General features: G+C 53.8%; 20 protein-coding genes. 3 read left to right on the top strand and 17 right to left on the bottom strand.

Going from position 1 to position 18,435, the window contains the following annotated elements; genetic code table 11:
* The 6 genes from QHG98_01450 to QHG98_01425 all read right to left on the bottom strand — a co-directional run bounded on the left by QHG98_01450 (nt 1) and on the right by QHG98_01425 (nt 4,838).
* Nucleotides 1-672 (bottom strand): hypothetical protein, encoded by a 672-nt coding sequence (locus tag QHG98_01450; GenBank protein MDH7596397.1) that lies wholly within the window; start codon nt 670-672, stop codon nt 1-3.
* A gap of 21 nt (nt 673-693) precedes the next feature.
* On the bottom strand, nt 694-1,488 hold the full coding sequence (locus QHG98_01445; GenBank protein ID MDH7596396.1) for a hypothetical protein: 795 nt from the start codon (nt 1,486-1,488) through the stop codon (nt 694-696).
* A gap of 95 nt (nt 1,489-1,583) precedes the next feature.
* Nucleotides 1,584-2,309 (bottom strand): hypothetical protein, encoded by a 726-nt coding sequence (locus QHG98_01440; protein ID MDH7596395.1) that lies wholly within the window; start codon nt 2,307-2,309, stop codon nt 1,584-1,586.
* 221 nt (nt 2,310-2,530) lie between these two features.
* Entirely contained in the window at nt 2,531-3,457 is a 927-nt protein-coding gene (locus tag QHG98_01435; GenBank protein MDH7596394.1) for a rhodanese-like domain-containing protein, read from the bottom strand.
* A gap of 94 nt (nt 3,458-3,551) precedes the next feature.
* Nucleotides 3,552-4,004 carry a hypothetical protein gene (locus tag QHG98_01430; protein MDH7596393.1) on the bottom strand — a complete coding sequence of 151 codons (453 nt, stop codon included), beginning with the start codon at nt 4,002-4,004 and terminating at the stop codon, nt 3,552-3,554.
* Nucleotides 4,005-4,352: 348 nt separating this feature from the next.
* Complete coding sequence (locus QHG98_01425; protein ID MDH7596392.1) at nt 4,353-4,838, bottom strand: hypothetical protein; 486 nt, start codon at nt 4,836-4,838, stop codon at nt 4,353-4,355.
* A 283-nt stretch (nt 4,839-5,121) separates the two neighbouring features.
* Here QHG98_01425 and QHG98_01420 point away from each other — a divergent pair, with 283 nt between their 5' ends.
* The 3 genes from QHG98_01420 (at nt 5,122) to QHG98_01410 (ending at nt 7,604) form a co-directional block, all read left to right on the top strand.
* Entirely contained in the window at nt 5,122-6,684 is a 1,563-nt protein-coding gene (locus QHG98_01420) for a caspase family protein (GenBank protein ID MDH7596391.1), read from the top strand.
* A 264-nt stretch (nt 6,685-6,948) separates the two neighbouring features.
* Nucleotides 6,949-7,245 carry a winged helix-turn-helix domain-containing protein gene (locus QHG98_01415; protein ID MDH7596390.1) on the top strand — a complete coding sequence of 99 codons (297 nt, stop codon included), beginning with the start codon at nt 6,949-6,951 and terminating at the stop codon, nt 7,243-7,245.
* 56 nt (nt 7,246-7,301) lie between these two features.
* A complete protein-coding gene (locus tag QHG98_01410; protein MDH7596389.1) occupies nt 7,302-7,604 on the top strand; it encodes a hypothetical protein in 303 nt (100 codons plus the stop codon).
* A 418-nt stretch (nt 7,605-8,022) separates the two neighbouring features.
* On the opposite strand, the gene QHG98_01405 is transcribed toward QHG98_01410, so the two are convergent.
* From QHG98_01405 to ndhC, 11 genes are read right to left on the bottom strand one after another with little or no spacing between them, the layout of a single operon-like run.
* Nucleotides 8,023-9,495: an NADH-quinone oxidoreductase subunit N gene (locus QHG98_01405; GenBank protein ID MDH7596388.1), complete on the bottom strand. Its 1,473-nt coding sequence runs from the start codon at nt 9,493-9,495 to the stop codon at nt 8,023-8,025.
* 1 nt (nt 9,496) lies between these two features.
* Entirely contained in the window at nt 9,497-11,005 is a 1,509-nt protein-coding gene (locus QHG98_01400) for an NADH-quinone oxidoreductase subunit M (protein ID MDH7596387.1), read from the bottom strand.
* Nucleotides 11,002-12,966 carry an NADH-quinone oxidoreductase subunit L gene (gene nuoL, locus QHG98_01395; GenBank protein ID MDH7596386.1) on the bottom strand — a complete coding sequence of 655 codons (1,965 nt, stop codon included), beginning with the start codon at nt 12,964-12,966 and terminating at the stop codon, nt 11,002-11,004. Before nuoL ends, QHG98_01400 begins: the two co-directional genes overlap by 4 nt.
* Complete coding sequence (fpoK, locus tag QHG98_01390; protein ID MDH7596385.1) at nt 12,963-13,262, bottom strand: F420H2 dehydrogenase subunit FpoK; 300 nt, start codon at nt 13,260-13,262, stop codon at nt 12,963-12,965. Before fpoK ends, nuoL begins: the two co-directional genes overlap by 4 nt.
* Nucleotides 13,263-13,297: 35 nt before the next feature.
* Nucleotides 13,298-13,567 carry an NADH-quinone oxidoreductase subunit J gene (locus tag QHG98_01385; GenBank protein MDH7596384.1) on the bottom strand — a complete coding sequence of 90 codons (270 nt, stop codon included), beginning with the start codon at nt 13,565-13,567 and terminating at the stop codon, nt 13,298-13,300.
* Nucleotides 13,560-13,973 (bottom strand): NADH-quinone oxidoreductase subunit J, encoded by a 414-nt coding sequence (locus tag QHG98_01380; protein ID MDH7596383.1) that lies wholly within the window; start codon nt 13,971-13,973, stop codon nt 13,560-13,562. Before QHG98_01380 ends, QHG98_01385 begins: the two co-directional genes overlap by 8 nt.
* Complete coding sequence (locus tag QHG98_01375) at nt 13,973-14,515, bottom strand: NADH-quinone oxidoreductase subunit I (GenBank protein ID MDH7596382.1); 543 nt, start codon at nt 14,513-14,515, stop codon at nt 13,973-13,975. Before QHG98_01375 ends, QHG98_01380 begins: the two co-directional genes overlap by 1 nt.
* An 11-nt stretch (nt 14,516-14,526) precedes the next feature.
* A complete protein-coding gene (gene fpoH, locus QHG98_01370) occupies nt 14,527-15,579 on the bottom strand; it encodes a F420H2 dehydrogenase subunit FpoH (GenBank protein ID MDH7596381.1) in 1,053 nt (350 codons plus the stop codon).
* 12 nt (nt 15,580-15,591) lie between these two features.
* The gene (fpoD, locus tag QHG98_01365) at nt 15,592-17,280 is read right to left on the bottom strand and encodes a F420H2 dehydrogenase subunit FpoD (GenBank protein MDH7596380.1); all 1,689 of its coding nucleotides are present in this window, start codon (nt 17,278-17,280) and stop codon (nt 15,592-15,594) included.
* Nucleotides 17,281-17,313: 33 nt separating this feature from the next.
* On the bottom strand, nt 17,314-17,886 hold the full coding sequence (gene nuoB / locus QHG98_01360) for an NADH-quinone oxidoreductase subunit NuoB (GenBank protein MDH7596379.1): 573 nt from the start codon (nt 17,884-17,886) through the stop codon (nt 17,314-17,316).
* Nucleotides 17,877-18,281 (bottom strand): NADH-quinone oxidoreductase subunit A, encoded by a 405-nt coding sequence (ndhC, locus tag QHG98_01355; GenBank protein ID MDH7596378.1) that lies wholly within the window; start codon nt 18,279-18,281, stop codon nt 17,877-17,879. The genes nuoB and ndhC overlap by 10 nt, the downstream gene beginning before the upstream one ends.
* Nucleotides 18,282-18,435: the final 154 nt, after the last annotated feature.

The following is an 18,435-nucleotide window of genomic DNA, read 5'->3' as shown; positions in this document are numbered from 1 at the left end:
TCATACCCCCTTGAGCCAGCTGTAGTCCACGGACACCTTCTGGGATTCGCCCCAGCTGCATGTCACTCCGTTCCTTGATATGGAGTCGCCCCACTCGTACTCGGCGCCGTACATCAGGTTGTTCGGCTCCAGGAATCGATCCATGGTCCTGCCGAGCCCGCTCTCGCCGAACGCCAGGAGGAACTTGTTGATTATGTCCTTCGGGGAGTCACCTGTGGATATGCCCAGATTGAACAGCTTCGCAAGCTCAGGGTCGTTGATGACGAGATACTGTTCGATATCAGGAAATGTATCAAAGCCGCTGGAGAAGTCGTAAACAGACCTCCCCATGAGGGCCACGTTGTTGCCCTCGGATGATTGAGATGGAAGTGTTATGTACTGCTTTGAATTCGCACCGTATGTGCGCACCAGGCCGCTGTCGTCCACCACTGTGAGCTTTTCTGAGGTCTGGATCTCTCCCGACAGGACGTTCGTGCCTGCAGCCCAGTGCTCAACCGATTTGGATTGCAGATCCGGAGCGATTACTGCTCTCAGCCCACTGTTGACTGTTGTGGGTGTGCCAGTGACGAACTTGATTGTATTTGTGTTGGAGTCGCTCCACTCAACCGATGCGGCTGAACCTGATAGGGCAAGGAGGATGACGATGGGCAAAACCAGTCCGACTTTATGCATTAATGTATCACCACCGCGTCCTTAAATCCCATCCTCCATGACGGCTGGCAGGCCATTATTCACTGAGATTGCCATGTTGCTCTGGCGCTTCCAGAGGAACGGATGGCTCATAATATACCTGAACAGAGTCGCCCTGTTGGACTGATAGAGCCAGTTCCTGTCTCCCATTATCAACCCTACATTAACCTGGACCTGCTCTGGCGGGTAGCTAGCTCCGGCATCCAGTACCCCTCCGTTCATGGTGCTCGACTGAACTGCCACATCAGAATCAGTGGTTATTGTGGTTGTCGTGGTGCTCGATGCCGTGTTCGTCACACTGCTCGTGTCAGGAGCTGTGGTCACAGTGTTCGTCACACTGCTCGTGTCAGGAGCTGTGGTCACAGTGTTCGTCACACTGCTCGATGCCGTGTTCGACTGAACCGCCACGTTATCGCTGCCCAGAATCAGGACGAGGTTCTTCTGGACCAGCTTCCTGTAGTCTGTTTCTGTATCCCCTATGACCAGCGCGACATTATCCTGAGCGACACTGTTTCTGTTGCCTTCAATCAGGGCCGCGTTGTCCTGTATCTGTAAAGCACCCGATCCGTAAGCTCCAGCTGTGTTGCTCTGAGATACCATGTTGTCCTCACCGAGGACAGCAGTGAATGTGCTCTGGATCTGGACTGCACCGATGGGTGCGCCCGGAACCGTGCTCTGAGACCATCCTGCCGACTCAGCCACAGCTGTATTTGTGTGAGTTATGGTGTTGCTTCCTGCGCATGTGCCACCAAAAAACCACAGCATGCACAGGATCAGAACAGCCACATTGCATTTCATCGTCGCCCCCACCGATGATAAATCAGTCAAGAATTCCTCGAAAGAAAAAGATACATCTGAAAGAGGGTATCACCCTCCTTCAGCTATCTTCACGCTCAGGGATCAAGCTCGCAGTTCGGGCAAGCGACCTCGATGGCTGTTGGTTTGTTGACCACAAGCGTTGGCCACGTGACCTGTGTTGTTCCGTAGTAGCTTGTCTCTGGATCATACCTGCAGTCGCCGCAATTATTAACCATGAACGCTATGTTCCTCTGACTCTGTTTTACGACTGGCGCATCATAAGTCCACTTATTGTCTGGTGTAGATGCTGTAGCTACGCTGGACTGCGTTAACGCGTTCTTCTTTCCGAGCATAACTCCTAGGTTGGTCTGTGTCTGCGTAACAGTAGCCGGAACATCAAGGGAATTATCGGCGTTTGCATAATTTGACTGAGATGCGTAGTTATTGGAACCAATGATGAGAAGTGAGTTCTTCTGCGTCTGCGTCAAAGTGCCTGCTGGGATACAATCTGCAACTGCAATGTTCGACTGTGTTGCGTAGTTACTCTTGCCAACAATCATAGCAACATTGCTTTGTGTCTGTTTGACCGTCTTAAATGCAGTTGGGGCAGATGTAGCATAATTTGACTGTATGAGACTATTACCCTCACCCAGAATCATCGCACAGTTATCCTGCGTCTGTTCGATGATCTGCTTGTCATATGCATTGACATCTGCTTTGTTGCTCTGCTGAACTACATTGTAGTCACAGCTAACGTCCCATGCAGCTCCAACCGATACCAATGCCAGCATTACTGCCAGCACCGCTATTATTCCTTTCATTTCCTTTGCCTCCTATGGGATCGAACTCTTCCCCACGGTTCAATCCCATAACTTACTGGATCACTTTTGATAGATAAATGGTTAGGAACCAAAAGTAATTAAAGGAATTACTGATGTATCATAAGTACACTGTGTTAATGATCGAAAATAAGAATTTCTGATACATAAGCTTTAAATTTTAACGGACGGCCTGCGTCCACACGCCGCTTGTTTTCTCAAAATCAGGCCGTGCTCGTGAGGCCCGCTGCAGGGATGTATATCCGGCCGCCGTGGCTGTACCAGTCCTGGTACATGTAGAGTCTCGCATCGTATCCCATCATCCTCAGCGCGAACCACACCACAGATGCCTTGATGCCTGTGACTGTGTAGACCACAACAGGCCTTTCGATATCAACGCCTCTGAAGATCCTCTCGAGCTCCTGCCTGCTTTTTATCCTGTCGCCTTCCACGACCTCCTCGTACGGTATGTTCACCGACCCTGGTATGGTCCCTGCCATGTAGTCGCCATGCGGCCTGGCATCGATGAGCTGCGCGTTCGCGGTGCTGACATACGTGTAGTTCGCGAGCAGCTCCGGCCTGGGGTTCAGATCGTAAACGGTCCTGCTTCGCGATGAGGGCCGGTCCTGAGTCGGTCTGCCCGCGGTCCTCCAGGCATCCAGACCGCCGTCCAGAACTCTCACATCCTCATGCCCTGCATACCTCATGAGCCAGTAAACAAATGTCGCTGTGGACGGACCGCCCCCGCATGGCATGCATTCGCCGTAAACGATCACAGAGTCGTTGCGCGAGATGCCCGCGTCCCCGAGTATCCCCGCAACAACCGGCAGGGGCTTCAGGGTGTGGTTCTCCTCTAGAAAAACCGTGTACGGTATATGTATCGCGCCTTGAATGTATTCCTCCGGCTCGCTTCCGACGTCGAGTATCACATCAGTGGCCCTGACACCTGATGGGGAGACCAGCATATCATTTGAGACCGCATCCGCACCGGTCTTCGCGATGCCTACAAGAGCAGAGAGCCAGTCCTGGACACCTCCGGAGCCGTGCGCGACAGAGGCGGAGCAGAGCAGAATAATCAGGCCTATGATCGTACATGTGTTGCATCCAGTAAGGCAAGTGCTTTGTGCGCGACGCTTTGGTTCTTCACGCATGGGTTATCATCTCAACATATGCCATCTTATCAGAACACCTGAGGTGCATGCATCTCCGATATGTGTTGAGCAGTGTTTAAAGAGAAAATGAGACCTATAAAAGCAGCACGCTCTCCTCAAGCGCCTTCTCCCTGTACTCCAGCGATGTGTTGAAGTTGCTCATTGCATCCTGACCGTATACTGTATACTTGGTCTCTATGAACTTTGCCAGGTTCCAGAGGTACAGGCGGAAGTGCTCCACAGCACGGAATGTGTAGTTGTGGAAGTTGCTGAACTCCGCGGGAGGTTCCAGGTTCGCGAGGTTGGCCGCGGTCCTGCCAGCCATCACATAAACCGCCATCAGCGATTGAATCGCCTCTGCATCGGATATGTTTTTATTAACATAATCCTCAAGAATCCGCGATGAGTAGTTCAGATCACTGCCGTAATCAAACCATGCAGCAGTGGCTATACGAGCGTAATCCACCTCCTCCTGTGCCAGAGCGGCTGAGCTCAGGGCAGATACCAGCAATGCAGCTGCCACCACAGTAACATCGATCGAACGCATTTTGATCTCACCTCTTTTTTATGTGGTCCAAATTCCCGCCGGCCTCACCATCGCGAGCCATGTGACCCGAATGGGATCGATATCCCCCCTCTCCAGCATGCGGTCGCAGATACGTAGCTGCGCGAGGTGATTTTTCAGGCCGGCCAACATCCTCTCCACCGACCACATGCTTCTGATTATTTTAACTACTGAATCAGTTAGGTCTATTTTGATTAATAAAGATTGTTATCATCCAGATATGTATTATAAAATGCGACCTGAGCTGGACTTGGAGACCTTTCGGAGCACTATCATGAAATCATGCTCATCAGACTCGCAGAAGATGATCGCCTGCGATGCGCGACTGAATCAAACTCCGGAGATCAATTCAGCTTCATGCGACCCCTTCAGGTAATACTCCTGGGTTGTATTGAACCGATCCCGTGCAGCCATGACGTATCTGATGTTTTTTGTTTCGAAGAACTTCGCCATGTTGAGCAGATAGCCGTTAAAGCTTCTCATCGCGTTGACTGTGCAGTTCTTAAAGTCCAGATACCTCTCCCCTGGATCAAGCTTTTCCACCTCAACCAGAGCCTGGGAGTTGAGGATGAATATCGTCGTCATCAGAACCATTGCATCTTCATATGTCATACCACCATGCACAGTCTGATTCAGCACGTCTGACGAATAGTTGAGGTTCTCCACAAAACTATCCCATCCACTCATTAACAAGCTGGCGTTGCTGCTCAAACCCGCGTCCTTCGATTCATTCATGCCCTCTTCTATGCCATCTGCTACTGCAACAGCGCATACCACCTGAAGTGATAACAGTAAATACAGCATATTCCTGCTCATGCCTCCTCACTCCCTGTTGCACTCTGATGCATATGAGCATCCTGATCGTCATTCGATCCTTTTGCGCTCTCGACCGTCTTCATCTTTTGCTGCGGCATCAAAACAGCCATGCATATCAGTAAGGCATGTGATACTCAAATCTATTTCAAACTGATGCAAGACGTCCGGTATTTCCAGATCTTAACATCCGTCAGTAACTAAATTACGCGAAACTTATTATCCGATGATGATAAACTTAAAGTTGCAGATGTCTGTGAGCTGCAAAATCCTGGTGCTTTTAGCCTTGGCAATATTCATGCCAGCGTACGCCATGGAGCGCTACTCAGAAGATGAGACCACCGATGGTTATCTGATGCAGCTCTCTGAGATCGCATCTGCCGATGGGAATTCGCACAACCCCCAGACCTCAATCAGCTGGGAGTATTTCCTGTCACAGATGCCACATAATGAGCCAGCGGTTGACAGTACAGGCCTCGATTCGTCCAATATCATCCAGCTCATCCATGAGACCACAGTTAAACCCAAAAGAAACCGGCAGGTCTCCGAGTACGAACGCACTCTGGAAGCGATAAGCTCCATGCATGCCGCAGCAGCTGGAGTAGACACTGGAAGCCGGCCGCCATTTGAGGGCAGCAACCTAGCCATAGCGGATCTGAAATACATATACGATGGCACTGTGCCGTCAAGCGCACTCCCAAAGGCACATGATTTTGGTGATGGCAGCAGCTATCTCGACTATCTGTATCATATGAGCATCACATCCATGAGATCCGATGCTGCTCAGTGGGCGGCTCCCCCACAGGCGACATACAACTCAGTGCGCAGCCAGATTTCAGACAATGCGTACAGCGGAGAGATGCTCAATCGCTTTGCCTCAGAGACATATCAGTACAGTAAAGATACTGTGAGCCAGGATCCAACAAGGCTGCCGCCTGATGATGTGAGATTGATCGGGTTCTCCCCTGAGACATACTCGAGATCCATCTCAAACCTGGCGCGCTTGAACTCCCATGAACCCGAGAAGGATCCTGCTGAGGCGCACGGCGCGTATCCAAGCGTGACCTCCAACCTGAACACCCTGCTGAAAGATGATGAGGACGATGCAGATGCGATCGCCGGCAAGAGCGCCGGCATCTTCACTGAGTACAGCCTGGTGTACTCAAACCACAGCTCCAGGAAGCAGAGGTCGGATAAGATAGCAGTGGTCGTGGGCGTCAACAGCTATTCTGACAGGATGAGCCTGCACGCATGCGTGAACGATGCCAGGGCCGTAGCTGAGCTGCTGGCCGAGCTCGGCTATGATGTGGTGGAGCTCACAGATGATTCTCCACTCAAGCCAACCAAGGAGAACATTCTTAATGTCGCCATCGAGAGGATTAAAGGTTCCAGAGGCAGAGAAAAGGCCATCTTTTACTTCTCAGGACACGGAGAGATAGATGAGAATGGCACCTTCTACATGGTGCCGCAGAACTCCAGAAGCGATCCCAGCTCATACATCAGCGAGTACGATCTTGAAATGTACCTGAAGGATATCAAAAACCTGGCAATCATCATAGACGCATGCCACAGCGGCGGGATGAAGGATCTCGTCTCTGAGGGGCAGATCCTCATCGCATCATCAAAGAACGAGGAGCCCAGCAATGAGCTCTGGAACGGCCAAATGAGCGTTTTTACATACAATCTTGTAAATGCTATACGTTCTGAAAGGATGAAGACTCATGATCTCTCGCTGCAGAACTGCTTTTACAGGGCCAGGGAGAACACTCTCAAGTGGCCCGGTCAGAGGTTGCTGAAACAGAATCCGGTTATAGTGGACAGAACCGGCGGTAACTTCAGGATCACATGAGCCCAGAGGGCATATGCCCGCTTATGCCCATTCCTAAGTCTGATTATGTATAGCTTGAAGAGATCAGAACAATCTGGTGAGGTCCAGCAGTAAAATGAATGGGGAAGAATAGATCCCATAAGGAGGCAATTTATTCCCTGGAATCTATCCTTGCAAGTAATAAAATGCAACCAACCATAAATATAGCTTGCGGAACCAATTCAGGCGTACTGCTGTTACCGACCAATGGTATAGAAATGCTTTAAGTATATACAGATAAAAGGGATGGTAGATGTGACCAAGTACCGACCCGCGGTCAAGATCATCATGGTGCTGCTCGAGTGCGTTGAGAGAAACCAGAAAAAGGGTCGCGCACTGAAAACGCGGGTCATTCAGTGTGCGAACATGAAGACCGCATCTGCTGAGAGATACCTCGAGATACTGAGGGATGCTGGCTACCTGAGTGAGAGGAAGGAGCCCTGGGGGGAGCGAAACGTCATAGTATATGAGCTAACATCACTTGGCAGGGATCGGTTGGAGTGGTTCAGAAAGATAAACGCAGAGCTGTTTGAGAATCTGTGATCGGGTTGGAGATGTAAAAAACTATGTCGAAATCCTCAGTGAGTTCGGCTTATGGTATGTTGGATATGATTGAGAACAAACGGAGATGGCTGCCACTTGTTGCAGGCTTCTGTCTCGTAATGGCCTCCCTCGGCCTGTCCGCGAATCTCCTGATGTACATGATATTCCAGCACCAGAAGGGCTTTTTTGATGTCAGGCCACTGGTCTACATTAACATGATGCTGTGCATGTTCTTTATCATCTTCGGCACATTTCAGATAATATTTCTTAGAAAGATAAAAAACTATATCAACCAGATTGAGACCCTGGAGGAGACCGTGTACAGGGATTTATCAGGAGCTGGCATCGATCGATTATGAAGATGCGCTCATAACTCGATGCTTCTGACTCCGCCGTAAAAGCTGACCGCTCTTATCCATCTGATAAATTGCCCGAAAATGCACCAGTCACGATATGCGTTCCTTCCGATGGGATGAGTGCATTCAGCAACCGGCCTGCACCTCCTTCAAGTTGCCGAATACATAATAGCGAAGCTGACTATCGCGCTCTACTGGGAGCAGGAGTTCTTAGCGTGAACAGCCACCGGGAATCTGCATAAATCCATTCGTTTTAACTCTCTTCTCACACCCTCCCCAATATTGAGGTTTCAGGAGATGGCATGAGCCATCCAGGATGCATGTTTTCGATCGCATTTGATGTAATTCCGCCCAGTCGCCACTTCATTGTGACAGGACCCTGCAGCACTTCCGATGAGATCTCAAAAAAAGAGAAGAAAATTTAGGGCAGCAGCGCAGCTGCCGCCTGCATCGCCCAGTTGAAGAATCCGTCCGGTAGCACGCCGATCCAGAACGTCCCGATCAGGGCCAGGAGCAGCGAGAGCACATAGCCCTTCGACTCCGATATCTTCGGCCCGGCAGGCTCCCTGAGGTACATGTAGCTTATGATCCTCAGGTAGTAGTAGAGCGAGAGCGCGCTGTTCAGTATCGCGAGCACCGCGAGCCACACCAGACCGCCGTATATCGCAGACCCGAACACGACGAACTTGCCGAAGTAGCCTGCTGTCGGTGGAATGCCTGCCAGCGCGAACATGAAGATCGTCATGCAGAACGCTGTTACCGGCGCCCTCCTTCCAAGACCTGCGTAGTTCGAGATGTCGTCCGGATCCTCTGAGTTCTTCGCGATCGAGGCGACCTGTGCCGTGCTTATGAACGCTCCTGTCTTCATGATCGCATGCCCCAGAACAAGGAGAAGACCACCGGCGAGCGCGTACTGGTCGAGGGGCAGGTTGTTCGGACCTGTCATGCCCTCAGACGCAACTCCGAGAACGACAAAGGCTATGGAGATGTACCCTGCCTGCGCGATGCTCGAGTACGCCAGTATCCTCCTGACGTTGTTCTGCCAGCACGCGACCAGGTTCCCGACGGTCATCGTAACAGCCGCGAGTATCGCGAACGCCATGTACCACTCGAGCTTCAGGGCCAGGAGCGCGATCAGTATCACCCTGAACGCAGCAGCGAACCCCATCTTCTTCGAGCCTGCAGCGAGTAATGCTGAGACCAGCGCAGGCGCGCCCTCGTATGTGTCGGGAGCCCACATGTGGAACGGCACCAGGGCCATCTTGAACGCGAACCCGACGACCACGAAGATCAGCGCGATCAGTATCGCAGGATTGAACGCAGCCAGCGACGCACCCGCGATGTCCGCGATCTTCGTGCTCCCTGTCATGCCGTAGAGCATCGAGAAGCCGAAGAGCATGAACGCCGATGAGGCCGCGCCGTACAGGAAGTACTTCATCGCAGCCTCGAGGTTCTTCTTCGTCTTATCGAACCCGGCCATCGCGTACGTTGACAGGCTGGCGAGCTCGAAGCCTATGAAGAGCGAGACCAGATCTATGGCGCTCGCGACCACCATCATGCCCACGGTCGCCATCAGGAGCAGGGCGAAGTACTCATCCCCACCGGGGCGACCGTTGTAGCGTGTCAGCGACGCGATGACGACGAGCAGCGAGACCAGCACGAACACAGCCTTGAAGAACTGGGAGAACCCGTCGACCCTGAGCGAGTCGTAGAAGAAGACGGTGCCGGTCTCGGCTGTGAGCACCATCCACATTGCCACTATCAGGGCCGCCAGGCTCAGGTATCCGGGGAGCGAGCTCCTTCCCTTCGTGAACAGGCCTACAAGCACGACCAGCAGTGAAACCGCTGTAAGCAAAGCCTCTGCCCCGAGAGGGGCGTAGTGTCCAAGATCCACCTCAGATCACCCCCATCTGCGAGAGGGTCACAACTGGCTCCATCACCTGATGGGCCGCAGTCCCCATAATGTCCGTGATCAGCGCGGGCTGCAGGCCGAAGAGCAGCGTCAGGAAGACGATCGCGCTCATGGCGAGTATCTCGTACGCATGCGGATCGTGTATGTCCAGGTACTTCTTCAGTATCGGGCCGAAGAGCACCTTCTGGCACGCCCAGAGATGGTAACCCGCGGTCACACCGACGCTGGTGAAGACCACAAGCATTGTGTACACGGGGAACGTCGCGTATGATCCTGTCAGGACCATGAACTCAGCGACGAATCCGCTCATCCCCGGGAGACCAAGAGATGCAAGGAAGGCTGCGAGCATGAGCGATGCGAACTTGGGCATCCTGTCAGCGAGCCCGCCAAGCTCTGATATTATCCTCGTGCCCACTGAGTGCTGTATCGTTCCCGCGGACATGAACAGGGCGCATGTTATGATCCCGTGAGAGAACTGCTGGAACATCGCCCCCTGTATCGAGAGCCATGTGAACGCCACAGCGCCCAGAGTGACGAAGCCCATGTGGCTGATCGATGAGTACGCTACAAGCTTCTTGATGTCCTTCTGCGCCAGAGCCAGGAACGCTCCGTAGATTATGCTCAGCACACCTATGACTGCTATCACCGTGACGAACGCCTTGTCGACATGCGGAAGCATTGGAAGTATCACTCTGAATATACCGTAGCCGCCCATCTTGAGCAGCAGCGCCGCCAGAACAACGGAGCCTGCAGTCGGAGCCTCGACGTGTGCATCCGGGAGCCACGTGTGGAACGGGAACGCGGGCATCTTCACCAGGAAGCCGAATAGAAGCCCCGCGAATATCGCGTTTATCAGCCCCGGCGGGAAGACGGTCTTGTCAGAGGTCGCCTGGAGCAGCGTCAGCATGTCGAATGTCCTCGATCCATCGGGCAGCCTGTAGGTGAAGTACATCGCGAATATCGCGAGAAGCATCACCAGGCTCGCGACATGCGTGTAGATGAAGAACTTGATCGCTGAGTAGTCCTTTCTCGGCCCGCCCCAGATGCCGATCAGGAAGAACATCGGTATCAGGACGATCTCCCAGAATATGTAGAACAGGAAGAAGTCCAGGGCCGTGAAGACTCCCAGAACCCCAACCTCGTTGAGCAGGAGCAGCGCGAAGAACTGGTTGGGCCTGTGGTTCTCACCCCACGCATATATCACCACCAGCACGGAGACTATGGCGGTGAGCAGCACCAGCGGGAAGCTTATGCAGTCGACGCCGACTGTGTACCTGACGCCTATCGATGGCACCCAGTTGTAGCTCTCGACAAACTGCATCAGCTTCGAGGACTTGTCGAACTCGGTGTACATCTGAAGCGCCAGTGCCAGTGGAACCAGTGAGGCTATGAGGGCAACCAGCCGGGCCTGCCCCCTGCTTCTGGTGAGGAACGCCAGAACCGCGCCTACCAGCGGCACCGCTATCATTATGGATATGGCGTTTGAGATCACAGGCCCACCTCCATAGCCAGCTTGATCACAATCACGAGCACCACGATCCCGAAGACCAGTGCTGTGATGTAGTTCTGTATGACTCCGGTCTGCGCTCTTCTGATCGAATTCGCGAAACCAAGAGTCGTCTCGCTGATCTTGTTCAGCACACCATCAACGATCCTTATATCGAATATGTTCGCGATCAACGATATCCCGTACACAACGGTCTCAGCGAACCATGCTGTGAATATCTCATGCTGGTAGTACCTCTTCACCAGGATGGTCCTCAGCAGATCCTTCTCGCCAACGAATTTTCTGATATCGAGCTTCTTCCACGGCGAGTAGAAGAGCAGTGCCAGGATTATGCCGCCGACTCCCACCAGTATCGGGAGTATCTTGATTATGAACGGCTCGTGCACCGCCGCCTCCTCTCCTCCATGCTCCACCACATGCCCTCCGATCGGCGCGAGCTCCTCGAAGTCCACGCCGTAGTGGGCGAAGTTGTTGCCGACTGTCTCGTAGAAGCCCTCCTGGGCAGGCATGCCGAAGAAGAGCGCGAAGAGCGCGAGTATCACGAGCGGCCCCAGCATGATCCAAGGCGATTCATGCTTGTGGTAATCAGAGCGCGGCTCTCCTGTGAACGTCAGGAACCACATCCTGAAGGTGTAGAACGCTGTGAGCAGCGCTCCCACTATGCCGAAGATGTACGGCAGGTAGTCGTGAGTCATCGCGCCGTACTCCCAGGCTGTGACCAGAATCTCGTCCTTCGAGAAGAATCCTGTCGTTCCGGGGAATCCTGCGAGTGCGAGACCTCCTATGGCCATCGTCCCCGCCGTCCACCTCATGTACCTCCCGACGCCGCCCATCTCGCGCAGGTCGTTCGTCGCGACCGCGTGTATGACAGAACCGGCGCAGAGGAAGAGGAGCGCCTTGAAGAACGAGTGGCCTATCAGATGGAACATCGAGACTCCAACTGCTGCTGCGCCCACGACAGACCCGACGCCCAGCGCGAGCATCATGTAGCCCAGCTGGCTGACCGTCGAGAACGCGAGGACCCTCTTGATGTCGAATGCTGCGAGGCCCATCGTCGCAGCGTACAGCGCTGTGAACCCTCCGACGTATGCGACTGCAAGAAGCCCGTAGGGGGCCGCGTAGAAGAGCGGGAACATCCTCGCGACCAGGTACACTCCTGCAGTGACCATTGTGGCAGCGTGGATCATCGCAGAGACTGTTGTCGGGCCCTCCATGGCATCCGGGAGCCAGATATCCAGGGGGAACTGGCCTGACTTGCCCGCAGCGCCTCCGAGGAGGAGCAGCGATACCAGCGTGAGCTGCGTCGGGTCGATCCTGGTCAGGTTCTCGTATATCACAGGGAACTGGAGCAGGTATGTCCCCTCCGGAAGTCCAAGCTTCGCCATGTTGTTGTAAAGCAGGATTATTCCGGCGAGGAACATCACGTCGCCGACTCTTGTGGTCAGGAACGCCTTCTTGGCAGCAGATGCTGCAGAGGGTTTCCTGTACCAGAATCCGATCAGCAGGTACGAGCAGAGGCCCACAAGCTCCCAGAATATGAAGAGCTGCAGCAGGTTGTCAGAGTAAACCAGGCCGAGCATGGCCGCCGTGAAGAGACCTGCCTCAGCGAAGTACCTCGCCATGCCCGGATCGCCGTTCATGTACCCCAGCGCATATGTGTGTATCAGTGTGCAGACGAATGTGACCATCAGCAGCATCACAAGGGCCAGAGGATCTATCAGTATTCCCACGTTCAGCGTTGCAAACCAGTGCATCGACTGATGCACAACCTTCTCAGGGAATATCTCCGTGAAGATTCCAGCGGATATTATGAAACCTGCAAAGGTCGCAAGCACCGTGAGAAATCCTCCGCCCCTCGGGAGATGCCAGCCGAAGAAGATCGTGAGAATGAATGCCAGAACCGGCAGCCCCACGATCAGATAAGCGTAATCGGCGTACAATGTCACCACCTCAGAGCGTTTATGTTATCGAGATCAATGGTTCCGTACAGTCTGTACAGGGTTATCAGTATGGCAAGCCCTATACCGGCCTCAGCCGCGGCCAGAGCTATCGAGAACAGAGCAAAAACCTGGCCGCTCACGTTCGGCTGGTAGGCTGAGAAGGCCACCAGGTTTATGTTGGCGCTGTTGAGCATGAGCTCAACGCACATCATCAGCTTGACGCCGTTCCTCTGTGTCGCAAGACCATAAAGACCTATGGAGAACATGACAGCGGCAAGCATAATGTATAACTCAAGCGGGATCGTATCTCTCCCTCCTTCTCATCTCTCTGCCTCCCTCAGGCCATCTCCTTTCTTGCTATGTATATCGCTCCGATCAGGGCTGCCAGGAGGACCAGGGAGAGCAGCTCAAACGGGAACATGTAGATCGTGAACAGCTCCGCCCCTACATCCCCGATGCCGCTTTCCGGCATCCTGACACCCTCCTTGGCCGGCTGGAAGCTGTACTGCTTCTTCACCTCTCCGTACTCCCATGGTGTCACTGATATCGATGCGATCAGTGCCGCCAGGAAGATCACCAGGAGTATCGTAGTCTTCACTTTAACCATGGGACTCCTCCATTATCGTGCGTCTTGTGAGCATCACGGCGAAGAGTATCAGCACGCCCACAGCGCCTATGTAGACCAGAACCTGTGCGACACCCAGGAAGGGCGCATTAAGCGATATGTACAGAGCTGCAACACCCGCAAAGCTTCCTATCAGATACAGGGCGCTGTGCACTATGTTTCTGGAGTAGACCGTGAGCACCGCGAGCCCGAGGATCAGAACCGAGAGCGTTGCAAAGACGCCGAGCTCTATGAGGAACCTGATATCGTAGATCCTGTCCAGCATCCTCCAGCTCCACGGGGAGATGTACACAATGTACGCAAGCGCTCCGAATATCACACCCAGCGCGATCAGAAGCAGAATCAGCTCGAAGAGATACTTGACGTATTTCACCGAGTCCTTCTCCATCAGGCCTCACCACCCTCGCCCGGCTTCGCCTTTGCCTTGTTCTCCTTTCCCTTGGCCTTTGCGGCCTTCTCCTTTGCTGCTGCCGCAGCAGCCTTCTTCTTCTCCTCAGCCTGCCGCTTTGCCTCAGCCTCCAGCTCTGCGACCTCCCTGTCGGAGAACTTCTTCACCGCGATCCTGTCAGGCCCGTATACTATGTCCTTTCTATCCCAGCCGGCGATCTCTGTCCTCTTTCCCATCTTCAGGCAGGAGACTGGGCACTCATCGACACAAAGGCCACAGAATGTGCACCTTCCATAATCGATCTGCGGGAACTGCATCTTCCTGTTCTTCAGCGGGTTGCCGTATCTGTATGGAACAAGCTCTATGCAGCTGTTCGGGCAGACCCTGGCGCATGAGCCGCAGCCTATGCACGTCGTGGCGTCGAGCTCGTGTATGCCCCTTTCGTTTGCGGGCAGCTCCATCATGACCTCTGGATACAGCCTGGTGACCTCTGTTGTGGTGAGCGCTGTCTTCAGAGTGTACTTCAACGACTTGAGCACCATCCCGGATCACCTCATGCGAAGTAAAGACCCACAAACGCTGCCCACGCCAGGTTTACCAGCGAGAGCGGAAGCATCCACTTCCATCCAAGATCCGTGACCTGATCGATTCTGAATCTCACCAGAGAGCCCCTGACCCAGATCAGGAAGATCAGCACTATCAGGACCTTCATCAGGAACCAGACCATCGGAGAGAGCACTGTTATCACAGGTATGCTCGGACCCTTCCATCCGCCCAGGAAGAGCAGCACCAGAAGTATCGAGCCTAGTAGCATGTTGATGTACTCCTGGAAGTAAAGCAGGCCCCATCTTATGCCGCCGTACTCTGTTGTGTATCCAGCTATGATCTCCTCCTCAGCCTCGCTCTGATCGAAGGGTATCCTGCCGAGATCGGTCACGAGAGCTATTGTGAAGACTATGAACCCGAGCGGCTGAGCGAACGCGTACCAGAGAGTCTGGCTCTCAACGATCTCTACAAGGTTGAGGCTGTGAGCCATCAGAGCAACAGCTATGACGCAGACACCCATCGGAACCTCGTAGGCGATCATTCTCGCGATTCCTCTGAAGGCACCCAGCATCGAGTACTTGTTGTTGGAGCTGAACCCGGCCATGAAGACCGCGATCGTCGTTATGGAGAGCGCAGCTTCAACATAGAACGCGCTGATGTCCATGTTCGCAACGACCAGAGGATAATCCTTCCCGTCGATCCTCAGCGCGCCGAAGGGTATTGCGGCTGCCACAAGCATTGTTGTTATGCTCGCTATTATCGGCGCCCAGACATAGACAGGCTTGTCCGCGCCTCTGGGTATGCTGTCCTCCTTTGTGAAGAGCTTTATCGCGTCAGCGCCCAGCTGCAGCAGACCCCATCTGCTCCCAACTCTGTTGGGGCCGAACCTGGCCTGGATATCGCCCAGGAACTTCCTCTCGAGCCAGACCACAGCCATGGCGCCGATGTTGATCACCCCAGAGATTATGGCAGCCCCTATAAGGCCTATGGCCAGAGCGTATATCTTTGGCTCCTGGGCAGCCCAGGCAGATACGGTCTCTATGATTGTCGATAAATACAACTCGAATCCCCCTTAGCGGTCCACCTCGCTTGTGCATGCGTCCATGCTGCCTGCTATTGCGACCACATCAGCAACGTAAGCACCCTCGAGAAGCGGCGGAAGAGCCTGCATGTATGCGTACACCGGACCCCTGACCTTCACCCTGTATGGCTTCTCAGATCCATCGCTCACGACATAGAATCCCATCTCGCCGCGCGGATCCTCGACCCTGTAGTATGCCTCTCCTGGCTCGGGCTTGATCTTCTTCGGAAGCTTCTCCTGTATCGGCCCATCCGGTATCCGGTCCAGACACTGCTCTATGATGTGGATGCTCTCCAGGATCTCCTCCAGGCGGACCTCAACCCTGGCCTCAGCATCTCCCGCCTTTCTCGTCACGACCTTGAAGTCCAGATCAGGGTAGACCAGAATCGGATCCTCCCTGCGCATATCATACGGCGTATCAGATGCCCTCAGCGGCGGTCCGGAGACGCCAAGCCTGCGCGCATCTCCAGGCGAGAGAACGCCTATTCCGCGCATCCTTCTCGTGTATATCGGATCGCTGTGGAGCAGATCCATGTACTCCTCTGTCCTCTCCCTCATCCTCTTCAGTATCGGGCGGGCCTTGTCTGCGAATCCATCAGGCAGATCGTTTCTGACCCCTCCAAATCTCACGAATGTGTGCGTGATTCTGGCGCCGGTGATGCTCTCCATTAGATACACTATGTCCTCCCTGTCTATGATCATGTACTGGAATGGGGAGTATGTCGCAGCACCGAGCAGCGTCAGGAACTCGCCTGTTCCCAGGAGATGGCTCTGAATCCTTGAGAGCTCCGCGAGTATCACCCTTATGTACTGCGCCCTCTCAGGCGGGGTGATTCCGAGAAGCCTCTCAACCGCACCGCAGTAGGCCTCGTTGTTTGTTATGGACGCGAGGTAGCACATCCTGTCCGTGTAAACAATCCCCTGGAGGTACGTCCTGTTCTCCATTATCTTCTCTATGCCCTTGTGGATGTATCCCACATCCAGGAACGCCTTCTTGACCCTCTCGCCCTCGATGAGGAGATCGAGCAGGAACGGCCCGGGGACGATCGCATGCTGCGGACCCATGTGCATGATCATCTCAGAGTCGGACTTTATCTCAGCCTCCTCGCGCTCCCTGAACGTCGGATACTTCGGCCTCTCAGGCACCACGCCCGCCTTTATCAGCTCCGGATGGGGCATTATCTTGAACTCTGTGTAGCCGTCAGGGCCCACCTGCTCTATAGCACGTTCGCCTGTAGTCGTATCCGGGTATCCCTTGAAGTCCTTCCTCCAGGGCCAGTATCCGACGAGCTCGTCAGGCAGGAGGAGAGGATACAGCTCCGGGTGCCCCTCGAAGTTGATGCCGAACATCTCCCAGATCTCGCGCTCGTACCAGTTCGCATTCCAGTAGAGCCCTGTGAGCGATCTGACCGATGGTTTGTCCCTGGGAACCTTTACCTTCATCAGGACAACAACCTGATGCGCCCCATGACTCGTCAGGATCTCCACGACCTCGAAGAGGTTCTCGTTTATCCTGTCAATGCCTGCAGCACCGGAGTAGTGATCGAAGTCCTTCTTGTCCCTCAGAAACTGTGTTATCTCGACGAGCCTCTTCGGATCGACTGTTATCCAGAGGCGGCGATCAGACTCGACCCTCGACTCAAGAACCGCTCCTGGAAAGGCCGACTGGATCGCGCTCAATACATCGCCAGCCGTAAGCAGAGACCTCCCTCCTTAGTAGCCTCGTTTATCCTTCCGCTGCTTGATCTTCTCCTGGAGCTCCACGAAGCCCTTGATGAACTGCTCCGGCCTCGGCGGGCATCCAGGGACGTACACATCGATCGGGAAGAAGTCGCTTGTGTTCTGTATTATGTTGTAGGAATCGTAGAACGGCCCGCCGGATATGGCGCACTCTCCTACCGCGATACACCACTTGGGCTCGAGCATCTGCTCCCAGAGGTTTTTGATGGCCGGTAGGTACTTTCTCGTGATGTAGCCGCTGATGATCATCACGTCGGCCTGCCTCGGGGTGGCTCTGGGAATTATCCCGAACCGATCGCAGTCGTAGTGCGGGCAGCCGAAGACGAGCATCTCCACGCCACAGCAGCCCATCGGCTGCATCAGGAACCAGAGGGAGTTCTTGCGACCCCAGTTGAGCACGTTCTTTATCGGGCCCATCTGGATGATCTGGTGTATCTTCTCGGTGGTGGTGAACCAGACGTCCATCACCGGCCGGCCCCAGATCGTCCACTTCTCGATCTCCTCGTCGATGGCCACGGGTACAGGTATTACATCGCTTATACCCAACGCAACGCCTCCTTCTTTATCGCATACAGCAGTCCGACGACCAGTACCGCGATGAAAAGCACCATCTCGATCACTGCCATGTTGATGAAGCCGAAGATCATGAACCTCTTCATGAACTCAGAAGCGTAGACGTAAATCCATGGATACAAGAAAAGAACCTCGACATCGAAGATCACGAAGACGATAGCAAACAAATAATACTGAACATTAAACCGGATCTTCGGGTCGCGGACCGGTTTGAGTCCGCCCTCGTACACTGACGCCTTACGCCGGTTGGGTCTCAGAGGAGAAATGATCTTAACGGCAGCTAGAGCAACAATAGGCACGATGGCACCCATCACCAGAAACAGAATAATCGGGATATAATAGTCCACTGCCAACGGTTCGCCGGTCATTGTTTTTCCTCCGTAAAAGCTAAACACCAGGCATGGTATAAAAGGTTTGTGAAATTGATTCATGCTATCGGCGAACTCGATTTCGCTGAGGTGAATTGAGAGAGCACTTACGTATGATCTGTAATATCCTGAAGTACTGATCTCATGTTCTGTG

The organism is Methanothrix sp. (genome assembly GCA_029907715.1).
Lineage (GTDB): Archaea > Halobacteriota > Methanosarcinia > Methanotrichales > Methanotrichaceae > Methanothrix_B.
The sequence above is the reverse complement of the archived record's forward strand: the minus strand, read 5'-3'. Positions and strand labels throughout refer to the sequence as shown.